Here is a 14,279-nt window from a genome sequence, read left to right as displayed (position 1 = left end):
TTAAGCATTTCTATTATAACGCCGCATATCAATAAGTTAAATGGCTTAAAAGAGGAATTAAAAAAGGATAGTTGAGTTTGTTATAAATAAAACCGTAATCCTCTTTTTTAATGCTTATTTTGTTTTTATCAGTGCATTGAAATATTTGTCCCATTCAAAATATTGTCCCGGATCGATTTTTCGATTAGGTGCAATATGGCAGTGTCCCACGATCCGTTCAGGGGTTATTTTGGGATAGGTTTGGCAAATTGCTTGAGTTAGATAGATCAGTGTGTGGTATTGTTCAGGGGTGAAAGCGTGATGGTTACTTCCTTCTAATTCTATTCCAATAGAAAAATCATTGCATTTTTCTCTCCCAGCAAAGTATGAAACACCAGCGTGCCATGCTCGGTGGTTAAGATTTACATATTGTGTAAGTTTTCCTTGTCGATCAATAAGACAGTGGGCAGAAACTTTGAGTCCTTTTAAATCGTGAAACGTTGGGTGAGCCATAGGATCTAGCCTACCGAGAAAGAGATCATCAATATATTTTTCGCCAAAATGATTTTCAGGCAAGCTGATGTAATGGATAACCAAGAGAGAAATGTCAGTAGGATCAGGACGAAGATCAAAATGAGGAGAAGGGAGGTAACGACAAGGGAAGATTAATCCTTGTTGTACTTGATATTTTTCAATGTTAGAGGTGTTATCTCGTTGAGCGTGTTGCGATGGCATTGGTGATTTTCTCTTTTTTGCGATCTTTCTCGCAGTCGTGTAATTCATTCTTTGAAAGAAGAAAAAAGTTTGCGATTTTATTGGCACAGATTTTAGATCACAGAGTATAACTTTTTGGAGGTGAGAATGAAAAGATCAACCTTAACTCAAGCAGCTTTATCTCGAGTTGGATTATCTCAAGGCTTTACTTTAATTGAATTGATGATTGTCATCGCAATCATTGCTGTATTAGCCACGGTGGCTATTCCTTCCTATCAAAACTATACCAAGAAAGCTGCAATGTCAGAATTGATTCAAGCTGCTTCGCCGTATAAGGCTGAAGTTGAGTTATGTATTTATAATTCAGGTTCTAAGACAAATTGCTCAGCAGGGCAAAATGGTATTCAAGCGGCGGTTACTGAGAGTGAGAAAGTAAAATATTTGAAAACGGTCGGAGTAAATGCAGGTGTTATTTCAGTAACAGGTAAAGGAACATTGGAGAATATTGGATATACACTGACGCCAAATGGTGGCGAAAATGGAGAGGTCATTGATTGGGCTGTAAACTGTACGGGGGATAAAGGAATATTTCCAGTAGGTTTTTGTGCTAATTAGATAAAGGTTGGTGGGGAGAATATGTTGTATAGCGTGTTTGAGCAAGATAGCCAACGGGTCTTTACGATATCGACTGAGTTATGGCAACAGAACCAACAAAAATACCCATTATTACTGCGTTATTTAGCTGTACCAGTGCAAGAAGACTCAACGACTTTATGGTTAGCTATTGAATCGTTGAATAATATTCGTGGCTGCGAAACCTTTTCTTTTTTAACTGGAAAAATCGTTGAACCCGTAGTAATTGGGCAATTTGGTTTAAAACAGTTATTGCAAGCATTAAATCCACAGAATGATGCAATTTATGCTGTGGCTAAGGAAAATACTTTATATGAACCACAAAGTGATTATTTATCTGATAGTGTGGAATTGGATTCAGATGAACCAATGATCAAGTTATTTAATCAGTTGTTAGAACAGAGTATTCAACACAGAGCATCTGATATTCATCTTGAACCAAGTGCAGAAAGTTATCTAGTACGTTTTCGGATTGATGGTATTTTGCAGTTACAACAGCAGTTTAACTTTTCTTTGGGCGGGCGATTGCTATCTCGTCTAAAGCTATTAGCGAAGTTAGATATTAGTGAAACACGTTTACCACAAGATGGGCATTTTTCTTTTAAAACCACTTTTGCTGAAACCTTAGAATTGCGTCTTTCCACCTTACCGACTCAATTTGGTGAAAAAATGGTATTACGTTTACAGCATAATCAACCTACTACATTGAATTTTACTGAGTTAGGTATGACGGCAGCACAAGTTGAGATGTTTAAAACTGCATTGTTACAACCACAAGGCTTAATTTTAGTAACAGGACCAACTGGTAGTGGTAAAAGTTTAACTTTATACAGTGGGTTAAGCTTTTTAAATGCTGAAGATAAACATTTAATGACGGCGGAAGATCCGATTGAAATTCCATTAGTAGGCGTAATTCAAACACAGGTAAATAATCCTATTGGATTAACCTTTGCAAAGTTATTGCGTACCTTTTTACGGCAAGATCCTGATGTCATTATGGTTGGAGAAATTCGAGATCAAGAAACCGCTGAAATGGCATTAAGAGCAGCACAAACAGGGCATTTAGTTTTATCGACCTTGCATACTAATACCGCCAGATCGGCGATCACACGTTTACAGCAATTAGGTATTCAACAAAGTGAGTTAGAAAATACGTTGTTGCTAGTAATTGCTCAACGCTTACTGCGAAAAAAATGTCAAAATTGTTGTCATTTATCGCAAACAGCTTGTCAGTGTACTAATGGTTATACTGGGCGAATAGGGGTATATCAATTTTTAGTTCGCCAAACTGTTAATCAACAAGAGTCGTTTATCAGTGATTATGACAGCCTTGAACAAGCTGCACTTCCTTTATTGGAAAAAGGCATTACTGATCAGGCAGAAGTCGATCGAGTATTAGGCACTCAACAAATTCATTACTAGGATAAGGAGATTTTATGCCTGAATATCGTTGGCGAGCGATAGATCAGTTTCAATTAAAACAGCAAGGAAAAATTATTGCAGAATCAGCACAGCAGGCAAAAGAGCGTTTATTACAACAGGCGTTATCTGATATACGTTTGCAGCGTAATTGGCAATTTAAGCGTAATCCTGACTTGCAAGAAAGTTATGATTTCTTACAGCAATTTGCTTTATTGTTACAAGCTGGCGTGCCTTTAGCTCAAACGCTGTATTTGTTGCGAGAAAATTGTCAACAGCTATGTTTATACCAGTGGTTAGGGGAATGGTTAGAGGGATTGGAATTAGGGTTAGCTTTTTCTGCTACTTTGCAAACGAAACATCGTATATTTTCACTGCAGGAACGGCAATTGTTACGTAGCGGTGAGGTTAGTGGACAGTTAGCACAAATTATCCAGCAATTAGCTTTAGCAAAAGCTCAGCAAGCTAGTTTACAACAGAAAATACAAAAAATTCTTTTTTATCCTTTGGTGGTGTTATCTATTTCTTTGCTTTTAACCTTAGCGTTGTTATGGTTTATTGTACCGCAGTTTGCGGATTTATATCAAAATCAACAGGCTAATTTACCTGCATTAACAGCATTTCTATTGTTATTATCTAATATGTTACATCAACATTTTATTAGTTTGTTATGTGGCATAAGTGCAACAGTGTGGTTGATGAGGATACTGTATCAAAAATCCATTTGGTTACAACAGATATTATTACGAATTGTACTGTTAATACCATTAATCCGAACTCTCTACACTCAAACAAAACTGGTTAATTTTACGGCTGGATTAGCTTTGATGTTAAAAGCAGGTATCACCTTACCACAGGCGTTACGTACTTTTTTACCTCATCATTTCTCTCCTAAAAAAACAGTTATTCAAAGACAACAACAAGCATCAATTAATCCTTTAGATGCTGAAATTGAACGTTGCTTACAGGGATTAGAACAAGGGTATTCTTTTTCTCAAAGTTTGAGTTATAACCTTTTTCCACAGCAAGCAAAGCAGATGCTAGCTCTTGGAGAAAAGAGTGGAAATTTAGTTGAGATGTTACAGCATATTTCCCGCCAATATCAGCAGAAATTAGCCTATCAAATTGATCTCCTTTCACAATTATTAGAGCCATTATTAATGCTAGTCATTGGTGGTTTAATCGGTATGGTGATGGCAGGAATGTATCTTCCTATTTTTAATTTAGGTAGTACGTTAGGCTAATTTATGTATCTAAGAAGATGAAAGCAAAAAGAGGCGATTAAATGGAGTTAATTTCATTTTTATTTATTGTCTTTTCACTGGTAAGTTTTGGTATCAGTATAGGGTATTTAGGGTATTTAACATCATCTTTGATACCAGAATTGAGTAAGCGTGAGGCATTATATATGCCTAAACTAGGGATTGCTCATTTCAGTCTATTTAGTATAGTTAGTTTATTGATTTTTATTGTTGCTTATTGCCAAACTATGACACCGATTGAACAGTTTATACTGTTTTCTTTCTATCTTTTATTATGGTTGATTGCTTTTATTGACCTTTATTATCGTTTGATTTCACTCTTTCACTGTTTTTTAGTGCTGATAGCGGGGCTATATTTGGTACAATTTGAATTATTGCCGCTATCCTTTTCTTTATCTCAGAGTTTATTAAGTATCACCCTCACTTTATTATTAATGGGGATTTTTTATTTTATTTGTCGCTTGATATTGAAACGAGAGGGATTTGGCTTTGGTGATGTTGTATTAGCTAGTGCAACGGCGACAGTATTAACTTGGCAAGTACTTGGCTATTATCTCTTTTTTGCTTGTCTTACAGCTTTAGTGATGTTTATCTTTTCTAAAGATAAAATTACGCTAAGGCAAAAAGGGTTACCCTTTGCACCATTTTTAAACCTTTCTGCGGGGCTTATCTTTAATCTCCAATCATATCTTGTTATAGTGCCTAACATTTAACAATATTTATTTAAAAAGTGTGAATAAAGAGATTAGAAATGAGTTATGTGGTTGGATTAACAGGAGGAATTGGTAGTGGTAAAAGTACGATTGCCGATCTTTTTGCTGAGATGGGGGTTCCAATTGTAGATGCGGATATTGTTGCTCGTAAGGTGGTAGCAAAAGGCTCGCTATTATTAGAGAAAATTAAGGGGCATTTTGGCGATGATATTTTAACCAGTGAAGGGGAATTAAATCGTATTTTATTACGGCAAAAGATTTTTACTGATCCTGCTGAAAAAGTATGGTTAAACCAGCTATTACACCCTGCAATTCGCCAAGCTATGTTGGAAAGTTTAGCTCAATATACACAAGGATATGTTTTATGGGTGGTACCACTGTTATTTGAGAATAAATTAACCCCTTTTTGTGATCGGATTTTAGTAGTAGATGTGAATGAAGAGATTCAGATCCAGCGTGCAACTAAACGGGATCAAAATTCTGTTACCTTGATTAAACAGATTATGGCAAGTCAGGTTAGCCGTTCAGAACGATTAGCTCAAGCTGATGATATAATAGAGAATAATCGAGATTTGAATGACAACTTAGTTAAGTTACGCCAACAAGTTATCAAATTACATCAGTTTTATTTAGAATTAAGCCAACAAAAAATAATGAAGAGAGAAGAAAATGAGTGATGAAGTTTTGAAGGTTTTATGCCCAACTTGCCAAGCTGAAGTGGTATGGTCAAGTGAAAACCTGTTTCGCCCTTTTTGTTGTAAACGTTGCCAATTAATTGATTTAGGTGAATGGGCAAATGAAGAAAAAGTCATTGCAGGGGAAACTGTTATCACTGAAAGTGTATTTGAAGATGATAATGTATTTTATCAAGATTAATTTTTTTATTTGATTATAGCAAAGTGGTGAATTATGCAGATGATTAATTCAGAAATTCAACAGTTTGATGATGGTAAGCAAGGAATGTTTTTTATTGAACGTTCTGGAAAACGTTTAGCTGAATTAAGTTATTTTTATCAAGATCCTGATACAATTAATGCAAACCATACCTTTGTTGCGGTTGAATTAAGAGGACAAGGTATAGCAGATCAACTTTACCAAGCATTGTTAGCTTGGTTAGCACAGCATCCCAAAAAACTAGTAGCTGGATGTAGTTATATTGCAGCTAAACAGGCAAGAAAATCGACTTGATTTCAGGATCATTCCTTGTTAGCATTTTCCGCCTAAATTTTTAGATTAATTTAGCAAGTTCGGACGAAGGTAGCTGGAGAGTAGGGAAGAGACCCTACACCGACGAGGAAAAATCTTTCAGGTGCTGGTTATTCCAGCAGGGACTGTTACTGGACGAACCCTTGGAGAGAGCCTAGCAAATACGTGAGATATTTGGATTAGGACGCCGAAGGCGCAAAAAAGTATCAGATACTTTTCAAACGCTCAGGCAAAAGGACAGGGGCTGGAAAGACATATTCTATTTATCCTAAGTTACGCTATTTAAGGCGGATATCTTTTCTTTTGTGCTTTTCATCTCCTTGTATATGTTGTTTTTTACGAGGAAATTTCATGACTATTCAGCAAATTTTAAGCTTAATTGATGATTTTGTCTGGGGACCACCACTACTTATTTTATTAACTGGGACGGGCATTTATTTATCTCTTCGTTTGGGCTTTTTACAAGTTTTACAATTACCAAGAGCTTTAAAATATCTTTTTCAACGTAGTACAGGGCAAGGCGATGTTTCTGCGTTTGCTGCACTTTGTACCGCATTATCAGCGACTATTGGTACAGGAAATATTGTTGGGGTTGCCACAGCGGTACAGACTGGTGGTCCCGGTGCTATTTTTTGGATGTGGATTGTTGCTTTTTTTGGAATGGCAACAAAATATGCGGAATGTTTGTTAGCAGTAAAATATCGGGTTAGAGATAAAAACGGCTTTATGGCTGGTGGTCCAATGTATTACATTGAACGTGGGCTAGGGATTAAATGGCTGGCTAATCTTTTTGCTATTTTTGGGATCTTAGTTGCATTTTTTGGCATTGGTACCTTCCCACAAATTAATGCGATTACCCATGCTATGCAAGATACGTTTCACGTATCAGTAGAAGTAACTGCTATGGTAATGACCGTTTTAGTCGCTTTAATTATCCTCGGTGGGATTAACCGTATTGCCGTAGCTTCATCATTAATTGTGCCATTTATGGCGGTCTTATATGTTGTTACAGCATTGATTATTTTGATCTTAAACTGGCAGGCTATTCCAGCGGCAATAAGTTTAATTATTCATAGTGCTTTTGATCCACAAGCTGCTTTAGGGGGAACGTTAGGTTTTAGTGTGATGAAAGCGATCCAATCTGGGGTGGCGAGAGGAATTTTTTCAAATGAATCTGGTTTAGGGTCAGCACCAATCGCAGCTGCAGCTGCTCAAACTAAAGAACCAGTACGCCAAGGTTTAATTTCAATGACAGGGACTTTTTTAGACACTTTGATCGTTTGTACGATGACAGGATTGGTACTAGTGATTACAGGGGGCTGGCAATATGATGTTACGGGAGCTGCAGTAACAAATTTAGCTTTTTCACAAGGTCTTGGTACAGGAATAGGGGCTACTATTGTTACTATCGGTTTACTCTTTTTTGCTTTTACAACCATTCTTGGTTGGTGTTATTACGGTGAACGTTGTTTTGTGTATTTGGCTGGTATTAAAGCGATTAAGTTATATCGAACTTTATTTATTTTGATGATTGCAGTTGGTGCCTTCATTCAGTTGGAAGTCATCTGGACTTTAGCGGATATTGTAAATGGTTTGATGGCGATACCAAATTTAATTGCCTTAATTGGACTACGTAAAGTGATTATTAGTGAAACGAAAGATTATTTTGAGCGTTTGAAACAAGAGGGAAATGATCGTGATCAGCAAGAAAGTGAAGTCGGAACGGGTAAGAAGTCTGAAATTGTAGGTTGATTTAGCAAGAAAAATAGTTGATAAAATCTTACCTATCCTATTGCCATATTTCGGAAAAGAAAAGCGGATTTTCACTATTTTTCGATCAAGCTCACTATTTTAAAATTTATTTTCTGAACCTATTGAAAAGTAAATAAGTTGGTATTATGTTTTAGACAGATGAATAACGTTACGCTTAACTCAGTGAGGTAAATAAGATGACATTAAATATCACTAGTAAACAAATGGATATTACCCCAGCAATTCGTAGTCATATTGAGGATCGTCTTAATAAATTGAAAAAATGGCATACACAGCTAATTAATCCTCATTTTATTTTGAATAAATTACCACAAGGTTTTGAAGTTGAAGCAACAATTGGAACCCCGTATGGTACTTTAATTGCACATTCTGCAAATGAAGATATGTATAAAGCAATCAATGAAGTTGAAGAGAAGTTGGAACGGCAATTAAATAAACGGCAACATAAAAGTGAATCTCGGCGAGCGACCGAACGTTTAAAAGATTCTTTCTAAGATAATTATATAATGCCCGACTAAAGGTCGGGCTTTTTTATGACTTTTTTTTAGTGATCTTTTGTTTATGCTTGAGAAAATTTTTTTGCTAGTTACAATCCTTAAATATACTTAAAGACAGTAACTATAACAGGAAATATTTATGTCGTTAGATCTAAGCCAAATTCGTCAGAAAATTACTGAAGTCGATCGGACATTGTTAAATTTACTTGCTCAACGGCATCAATTAGCATATGAAGTTGTAAAGAGTAAAGAGATCACTAAAAAGCCGCTACGTGATATTGAACGAGAACAACAACTTCTGCAATCTCTGGTTCGTTATGCTCAAGCACAAAATTATCCTTTGAATCCACAATATATAACTGAAGTTTTTCATAAAATTATCGAAGACTCTGTTTTAACTCAGCAGGCTTATTTACAAACTAAATTGAACGAACAGCTGCAAAATAATATTCGAATTGCGTTTTTAGGTATGAAAGGATCATATTCTAATCTTGCAGCACGACAATATGCTCAGCGTTATCAAAAAGAATTATTTGAATTAAGTTGTGAGTCATTTCAACAAGTGTTGGCTAAGGTTGAATCAGGAGAAGCAGATTATGGGATTTTACCATTAGAAAATACAACTTCAGGGTCAATTAATGAAGTATATGATCTATTACAAGATACCAGTTTAACCTTAGTAGGAGAATTGAGTTATCCAATTAAACACTGTGTTTTGGTGAGTCAAGTAACAGAGCTTAGCAGGATTGATACATTATATAGCCACCCACAAGTTATTCAGCAATGTAGCCATTTCATTCATAATTTAAATCCAATTCATGTTAAGTATTGTGAGAGTTCTTCGCATGCGATGCAGTTAGTTGCTAAAATTAATCAGCCTAATGTTGCAGCTTTAGGAAATGCTGAGGGCGGTAATTTATATGGTTTACAGGTTTTAGAAGATAATATTGCTAATCAGATGCATAATATCACTCGCTTTATTATTTTGAGTAAAAATGATGTAGAGGTATCATCGCAAGTTAATGCAAAAACGTTATTATTAATTTCAACATCACAGAAAGCGGGGGCTTTAGTCGATGCGTTATTAGTTTTTAAAAAGCACCAGATTAATATGACTAAACTTGAATCTCGCCCTATTTATGGTAAACCTTGGGAAGAGATGTTTTATATTGAAATTGAAGCAAATTTAAATACTGATACCACTCAGCAAGCATTACAAGAATTAACGCATTATTGTAGTTATTTGAAAATTTTAGGTTGCTATCCAAGTGATATTGTAAAACCAGTTGATTGTAAACAGCTTTATTAAATTAAGTTTCTGTTGCTATTTAAGTAAAAAAACCGTTTGTAATAACAAACGGTTTTAATCAAATAAAAGAATAAAATAGATTAGATCTCATCAATTTGACCTAAAAGAGAACGTAAACGTTCTTGGAATTGTTGAGATTCTGCTTGTTGTCTTTCTGCTTTAGCTGCTAATTCATTTTTTTCTGTTACAAGGGCATTGTTTTGTTCTTTTAAATCTTCAATTTCCATTTGTAATAATTGAATTGTTTCAACCGCTTGTTTAATTTTACTTTCTAATTGATCTAAAATTTGTAATGACATAGTCGTTTCCTCTGTTTATATGCTTTGACAGGATATTATCATTGCCCCATTCTACCTCAGTTAGCGGATAATTTCACGAAAATTAGTAAATTTTGTGAGCTTAGCTAACGCTATCATTCTGACTATAATAATTTTTATCATTTATTTAACTCTCAGTTAATAAACGATGTATTGCATTTTCAACCATTGAAGGTGAGAGATCGATTAGGCTTTGATGGTACCCTTGTTGATTATTTTTATCCTCACGAATTTTGATTAAGCCTCCTTCAATTGTGCGGAGAATTTCAACTTTCTCTGCCAGTGGTGGGGTATATTTAGGGCTTGTTGGACCATAAAGTGCGACAAGAGGTCGTTGTAATGCAGCTGCAATGTGCATTAAACCTGAATCATTGCTGACAACTAGTTGACAACCAGAAAGAAGATCAATCGCTTCTTCTAGTGTTGTTAATCCAGCAAGATTTTGGCAATAAGTTTGTAATCCCATTGGTAACATTGTCCGAATATTTTCACTTATTTCCTGATCTTTTATGGAACCAAACAGTTGAATTTTAAATCCTTGATTGATGAGATTTTCGGCTAAAGTAGCATAGTGGTAATGAGGCCAACGTTTAGCTGGCCCAAATTCGGCACCCGGGCAAAAAGCAATAATTGGGCGTTCTTGTTCTTCTAGAGTTGATCCCTGTTGAGAGAATTTTTGGTAAGTTTGGGCAACTTGTGATGTTTCAATTCGTAAGTAAGGTTTTGGTAAGGGTAAATGAGAAGGGCTTGGTACTTGATTTGCTTGGAATGCTAATGCGACATAACGTTGCACCATCATTGGATAATCATCTTTATTTTGGCGTAAGTCATTCAGTAAAAGATAACGTGTTTCACCTTTCCAACCACGGCGTTGTTTAATTTGAGCAAAAAGAGGAATTAAGGCAGATTTAAATGAGTTAGGTAGGATAATGGCTAGATCATATTGTTCCGATCGTAATTGTTTGCCAATCTTATAACGTTCTATTAAGCCTAAACGTCCGTGTCCTAGTGGCATTTCAATTGCCTGTCGTACTTCAGGCATACGCTTAAGTAATGCTCTACTCCAGTTTGGTGCAATAACATCAATTTGAGCTTGTGGATATTGTTGCTTCAGCATTTGGTAGAGGCTATGCGACATCATCATATCCCCAACCCAAGCTGGACCTACTACTAATATTTTTGTTTTCATCGTGAATACAGATTGACTGCTCCTGTATAATTAAGTTGTCGCCATGCTTCATAAACAGCAACAGCAACAGAGTTAGATAAATTCATACTCCGACTATTTTCACACATTGGAATACGAATTTTTTGTTCTAATGGCAAACTATCTAGGATAGTTGCTGGTAATCCCCGTGTTTCTGGGCCAAAAATTAAGAAATCACCTATTTGATATTGTACTTGACTATGGGTTGGTCCACCTTTGGTGGTCAGTGCAAATAGTCGCTGTGGTTTTGTTTGTGCAATAAAAGTAGCAAAGTCAGGATAATGTTGAATATCCGCAAATTCGTGATAATCTAAACCACTACGACGGAGTTTTTTGTCTTCCCACCCAAAACCTAATGGGTGAATTAAATGAAGACGAAAACCACTATTAGCACATAATCGAATGATATTTCCTGTATTTTGTGGAATTTCTGGTTCGTAAAGTACTATATCAAGCATAAATGATCCTTATTGTACTAAAATGTTCTATTTTGCGTGATTGTTTGTAAATTGCCAACCTTTTCTAATCAGATAATGAGAATATTTTTTAAAATTGTTTGAGAGAATATGAAATAAATAGGATTTATTGAGTAAAATCAGTAAAATATTGATGACACTGTACAGGTTTAAAGAGGGGATCGTAATGATTTATAGTATGACTGCATTTGCTCGTCATAGTCTTAAACAAGATTGGGGCAATGCCGTATGGGAAATTCGTTCGGTAAATCAACGCTATTTAGAAACATTTTTCCGTTTACCAGAACAATTTCGTGGATTAGAAAATAATTTAAGAGAAAAATTACGCCAACGTGTAACTCGCGGTAAAATTGAGTGTGGTTTAAAAATTGAATTGCAGCAAAGTCGAGCAGAATTAAATTTGAATCGAGAATTGGTTACTCAAGTTACTGGTTCTTTAAAAGTATTAAAAAGTGAACTAGGCGAAGGAGAAATTAATCTAGTTGATTTGTTACGTTATCCGGGGGTTGTTGAAGCAACGGAGCAGGATATTGATCAGATTGAACAAGATTTATTACTTTCTTTCGATCAGCTAGTTGATGAGTTTGTCGCTATGCGAGGACGAGAAGGGGATAAATTAGCTGAATTAATCCACCAGCGCCTTATCGCTATTAATAATGAAATAGAAAAAGTGCGGTGTAAAATGCCTGAAGTTTTAGTTTGGCAACGTGAACGTCTCTTACAACGTTTTAATGACATTCAATTACAGCCAGACCCGCAACGATTAGAACAAGAAATGGTGTTATTGGCACAAAAAACAGATGTTGCAGAGGAATTAGATCGTTTACAACTGCATGTTAAAGAAACGCAGTCAATTTTAAATAAAGGTGGTGCAGTTGGGCGTCGTTTAGATTTTATGATGCAAGAATTAAATCGGGAAGCAAATACCTTAGCATCAAAATCAATTAATGCAGAAGTAACAAATTCAGCAATAGAACTGAAAGTATTGATTGAACAAATGAGAGAACAGATTCAAAACTTGGAGTAAAAAATGCGTGAATGTGGAAAGTTTAGCCAACTTGCTTGTGCTTTGCCTGATTATGTAGTGGTCTTAGTAGAAGGTAGTGATGCAACTAAATTCTTACAAGGACAATTAACCTGTGATGTTATTAAATTAGCGGATAAGTGTTCAACTTTAGCAGCACATTGTGATCCGAAAGGCAAGGTCAATTCCCTTTTTCGTCTAGTTAAATTTAATCCAGAACAGTTTTGGCTTATTCTTGAGCGTTCATTTTTACCATCTGCTATTAATTTTCTAAAAAAATATGCAGTGTTCTCAAAAGTGACTTTTACACCATTAGAGCAAAAATATTTGTATGCTTTTTCACTACATCGCTTTACTGAAATAGCGACTGAGATTGATTTTTCTGTGAATTCAGTTATTAGTTTATCTTCTGAACAAGTTACGATTAAGGTTGATCAAGCTAATCCGTATGTTTTAGTGGTAAGCAATCATCTAGTGGATGTCAATGGAGAGCAGGTTGAATGGCAATTACTTGCCATGCAAAATGGTCAACCATTATTAACACTTGATAACCAAGCGGAATTTTTACCTCAAGCAATTAATCTACAATGTTTAGAAGCAACTATCTCTTTTAGTAAAGGGTGTTATATCGGACAAGAAATGGTTGCAAGAGCCAAATATCGTGGCGCAAATAAGCGAGCAATGTTTACATTAGTCAGTGAACAAAATACTGGTCTTGCTTTGCCTAAAATTGGTGATGGTATTGAGCTTAAGCTTGAAACAGGTTGGCGAAAAACTGGGGTGATTATTTCTTCTATTCAGATTGAAGAGAGAGTTTGGTTACAAGTCGTTTTAAATCAAGATATTGAATCTGAAGCTATTTTTCGATTGTCTGAACAAGAAGAAGCAAAATTCATCATCGCTCCTTTACCTTATTTAATCACGGAATAGCAGGTATTATGATTGCAGAACAGCAAGGTTATTGGCTTTTTAGCCAAAACAATATGTTAGCCTTAATAGAGGGTAATTTACCTTTTGGTTCTGCGAAACAATGGAATAGCTTAAATTTACCTGTCCGTTTAATTGGAGAGTTTAAAGCACAACCCTTGTGGTTAGTTTTAACCGATAACAGCTTTCAACTGCCAAGCACTTTACGTTGGGAATCGTTACGCAGTCAGTTATCTCTTAGTGCCACTGAATTTAATTTACTTGGACGAGGGGTTAGCCTTAACCATTTTTTTAACACTCACAGGTATTGTGGGTGTTGTGCTACGCCAACAGAAGTAGCAAAGGATGAATTAGCCGTTTATTGTCCAAATTGTGAATATCGACATTACCCTGTTATTTGCCCTTGCATTATTGTTGCAGTCCGTAAAGGGGCGCATATTTTGCTGGCAAATCATCAACGGCATAAAGGTGGAATATATACTACTTTAGCGGGGTTCGTTGAAACGGGGGAAACGTTTGAACACGCTGTTAGACGAGAAGTTTTTGAAGAAAGTGGCATTATAGTTAAAAATATTCGTTATGTTGCAAGCCAACCTTGGGCATTTCCAAATTCACTGATGGTAGGGTATTTAGCCGATTATGCTGCTGGTGATATTGATCTACAAGTCGATGAAATTCAGACTGCTGATTGGTTTCATTGCAACCAACCTTTACCACCTCTCCCTGAAACAGGTACCATTGCACGACAACTTATTGAAATGACTTTAGAGCTTTGTCGTGCTGAAAGTTTAGCATCTAGTCAAAATATTAAGGAATAAGATAA

General features: G+C 35.8%; 17 protein-coding genes and 2 riboswitches. Of the genes, 13 read left to right on the top strand and 4 right to left on the bottom strand.

The genetic code is table 11. The annotated features are described in order from the left end of the window. Nucleotides 1-114: 114 nt before the first annotated feature. Entirely contained in the window at nt 115-714 is a 600-nt protein-coding gene (gene ampD / locus CEP47_RS06760; protein ID WP_373463079.1) for a 1,6-anhydro-N-acetylmuramyl-L-alanine amidase AmpD, read from the bottom strand. A gap of 126 nt (nt 715-840) precedes the next feature. Between ampD and CEP47_RS06755 the strand changes: the two genes are divergently transcribed. The 10 genes from CEP47_RS06755 (at nt 841) to pheA (ending at nt 9,505) form a co-directional block, all read left to right on the top strand. Continuing rightward, nucleotides 841-1,308, top strand: coding sequence for a pilin (locus tag CEP47_RS06755; protein ID WP_261920343.1), 468 nt, complete (start codon nt 841-843; stop codon nt 1,306-1,308). Between the two features lie 21 nt (nt 1,309-1,329). Then, on the top strand, nt 1,330-2,748 hold the full coding sequence (locus tag CEP47_RS06750) for a GspE/PulE family protein (RefSeq protein WP_261920344.1): 1,419 nt from the start codon (nt 1,330-1,332) through the stop codon (nt 2,746-2,748). Between the two features lie 14 nt (nt 2,749-2,762). Next, nucleotides 2,763-3,989: a type II secretion system F family protein gene (locus CEP47_RS06745; protein ID WP_261920345.1), complete on the top strand. Its 1,227-nt coding sequence runs from the start codon at nt 2,763-2,765 to the stop codon at nt 3,987-3,989. Between the two features lie 41 nt (nt 3,990-4,030). Then, nucleotides 4,031-4,720, top strand: coding sequence for a prepilin peptidase (locus CEP47_RS06740; protein ID WP_261920346.1), 690 nt, complete (start codon nt 4,031-4,033; stop codon nt 4,718-4,720). 38 nt (nt 4,721-4,758) lie between these two features. Next, entirely contained in the window at nt 4,759-5,397 is a 639-nt protein-coding gene (gene coaE / locus CEP47_RS06735) for a dephospho-CoA kinase (RefSeq protein ID WP_261920347.1), read from the top strand. Continuing rightward, the gene (gene yacG / locus CEP47_RS06730; protein WP_261920348.1) at nt 5,390-5,596 is read left to right on the top strand and encodes a DNA gyrase inhibitor YacG; all 207 of its coding nucleotides are present in this window, start codon (nt 5,390-5,392) and stop codon (nt 5,594-5,596) included. The genes coaE and yacG overlap by 8 nt, the downstream gene beginning before the upstream one ends. Nucleotides 5,597-5,635: 39 nt before the next feature. Continuing rightward, the gene (locus CEP47_RS06725; protein ID WP_261920967.1) at nt 5,636-5,908 is read left to right on the top strand and encodes a GNAT family N-acetyltransferase; all 273 of its coding nucleotides are present in this window, start codon (nt 5,636-5,638) and stop codon (nt 5,906-5,908) included. 63 nt (nt 5,909-5,971) lie between these two features. Continuing rightward, nucleotides 5,972-6,064, top strand: a riboswitch (glycine riboswitch). Continuing rightward, a riboswitch (glycine riboswitch) is annotated at nt 6,065-6,177 on the top strand. It abuts the riboswitch before it with no gap. A 100-nt stretch (nt 6,178-6,277) separates the two neighbouring features. Continuing rightward, on the top strand, nt 6,278-7,678 hold the full coding sequence (locus tag CEP47_RS06720) for an alanine/glycine:cation symporter family protein (RefSeq protein ID WP_261920349.1): 1,401 nt from the start codon (nt 6,278-6,280) through the stop codon (nt 7,676-7,678). A gap of 197 nt (nt 7,679-7,875) precedes the next feature. Next, nucleotides 7,876-8,193, top strand: a complete 318-nt coding sequence (gene hpf / locus CEP47_RS06715; protein WP_261920350.1) for a ribosome hibernation-promoting factor, HPF/YfiA family — start codon at nt 7,876-7,878, stop codon at nt 8,191-8,193. 142 nt (nt 8,194-8,335) lie between these two features. After that, nucleotides 8,336-9,505 (top strand): prephenate dehydratase, encoded by a 1,170-nt coding sequence (pheA, locus tag CEP47_RS06710; RefSeq protein ID WP_261920351.1) that lies wholly within the window; start codon nt 8,336-8,338, stop codon nt 9,503-9,505. An 80-nt stretch (nt 9,506-9,585) separates the two neighbouring features. Here the strand turns inward: pheA and CEP47_RS06705 are convergent, their stop codons facing one another. From CEP47_RS06705 to trmL, 3 genes are all read right to left on the bottom strand, one after another. Then, nucleotides 9,586-9,804, bottom strand: a complete 219-nt coding sequence (locus tag CEP47_RS06705; RefSeq protein WP_261920352.1) for a cell division protein ZapB — start codon at nt 9,802-9,804, stop codon at nt 9,586-9,588. 145 nt (nt 9,805-9,949) lie between these two features. Next, entirely contained in the window at nt 9,950-11,011 is a 1,062-nt protein-coding gene (gene waaF / locus CEP47_RS06700) for a lipopolysaccharide heptosyltransferase II (RefSeq protein WP_261920353.1), read from the bottom strand. Beyond that, nucleotides 11,008-11,487, bottom strand: coding sequence for a tRNA (uridine(34)/cytosine(34)/5-carboxymethylaminomethyluridine(34)-2'-O)-methyltransferase TrmL (gene trmL, locus CEP47_RS06695; RefSeq protein ID WP_261920354.1), 480 nt, complete (start codon nt 11,485-11,487; stop codon nt 11,008-11,010). Before trmL ends, waaF begins: the two co-directional genes overlap by 4 nt. A 184-nt stretch (nt 11,488-11,671) precedes the next feature. On the opposite strand from trmL, the gene CEP47_RS06690 reads away from it, so the two are divergent. From CEP47_RS06690 to nudC, 3 genes are read left to right on the top strand one after another with little or no spacing between them, the layout of a single operon-like run. Then, entirely contained in the window at nt 11,672-12,532 is an 861-nt protein-coding gene (locus CEP47_RS06690) for a YicC/YloC family endoribonuclease (RefSeq protein ID WP_261920355.1), read from the top strand. 3 nt (nt 12,533-12,535) lie between these two features. Continuing rightward, the gene (gene ygfZ, locus CEP47_RS06685) at nt 12,536-13,459 is read left to right on the top strand and encodes a tRNA-modifying protein YgfZ (RefSeq protein WP_261920356.1); all 924 of its coding nucleotides are present in this window, start codon (nt 12,536-12,538) and stop codon (nt 13,457-13,459) included. Between the two features lie 8 nt (nt 13,460-13,467). Further along, a complete protein-coding gene (gene nudC, locus CEP47_RS06680; RefSeq protein WP_261920357.1) occupies nt 13,468-14,274 on the top strand; it encodes an NAD(+) diphosphatase in 807 nt (268 codons plus the stop codon). The last annotated feature ends 5 nt before the right edge of the window (nt 14,275-14,279 follow it).

Origin of the sequence: Mergibacter septicus (assembly GCF_003265225.1) — a bacterium.
Classification (GTDB): domain Bacteria; phylum Pseudomonadota; class Gammaproteobacteria; order Enterobacterales; family Pasteurellaceae; genus Mergibacter; species Mergibacter septicus.
The sequence above is the reverse complement of the archived record's forward strand: the minus strand, read 5'-3'. Positions and strand labels throughout refer to the sequence as shown.

Bases quoted from the DNA above. Each gene is read 5' to 3' on its own strand.
- ampD (WP_373463079.1), bottom strand. From the start codon at position 714: ATGCCATCGCAACACGCTCAACGAGATAACACCTCTAACATTGAAAAA.
- CEP47_RS06755 (WP_261920343.1), top strand. From the start codon at position 841: ATGAAAAGATCAACCTTAACTCAAGCAGCTTTATCTCGAGTTGGATTA.
- CEP47_RS06750 (WP_261920344.1), top strand. From the start codon at position 1,330: ATGTTGTATAGCGTGTTTGAGCAAGATAGCCAACGGGTCTTTACGATA.
- CEP47_RS06745 (WP_261920345.1), top strand. From the start codon at position 2,763: ATGCCTGAATATCGTTGGCGAGCGATAGATCAGTTTCAATTAAAACAG.
- CEP47_RS06740 (WP_261920346.1), top strand. From the start codon at position 4,031: ATGGAGTTAATTTCATTTTTATTTATTGTCTTTTCACTGGTAAGTTTT.
- coaE (WP_261920347.1), top strand. From the start codon at position 4,759: ATGAGTTATGTGGTTGGATTAACAGGAGGAATTGGTAGTGGTAAAAGT.
- yacG (WP_261920348.1), top strand. From the start codon at position 5,390: ATGAGTGATGAAGTTTTGAAGGTTTTATGCCCAACTTGCCAAGCTGAA.
- CEP47_RS06725 (WP_261920967.1), top strand. From the start codon at position 5,636: ATGATTAATTCAGAAATTCAACAGTTTGATGATGGTAAGCAAGGAATG.
- CEP47_RS06720 (WP_261920349.1), top strand. From the start codon at position 6,278: ATGACTATTCAGCAAATTTTAAGCTTAATTGATGATTTTGTCTGGGGA.
- hpf (WP_261920350.1), top strand. From the start codon at position 7,876: ATGACATTAAATATCACTAGTAAACAAATGGATATTACCCCAGCAATT.
- pheA (WP_261920351.1), top strand. From the start codon at position 8,336: ATGTCGTTAGATCTAAGCCAAATTCGTCAGAAAATTACTGAAGTCGAT.
- CEP47_RS06705 (WP_261920352.1), bottom strand. From the start codon at position 9,804: ATGTCATTACAAATTTTAGATCAATTAGAAAGTAAAATTAAACAAGCG.
- waaF (WP_261920353.1), bottom strand. From the start codon at position 11,011: ATGAAAACAAAAATATTAGTAGTAGGTCCAGCTTGGGTTGGGGATATG.
- trmL (WP_261920354.1), bottom strand. From the start codon at position 11,487: ATGCTTGATATAGTACTTTACGAACCAGAAATTCCACAAAATACAGGA.
- CEP47_RS06690 (WP_261920355.1), top strand. From the start codon at position 11,672: ATGATTTATAGTATGACTGCATTTGCTCGTCATAGTCTTAAACAAGAT.
- ygfZ (WP_261920356.1), top strand. From the start codon at position 12,536: ATGCGTGAATGTGGAAAGTTTAGCCAACTTGCTTGTGCTTTGCCTGAT.
- nudC (WP_261920357.1), top strand. From the start codon at position 13,468: ATGATTGCAGAACAGCAAGGTTATTGGCTTTTTAGCCAAAACAATATG.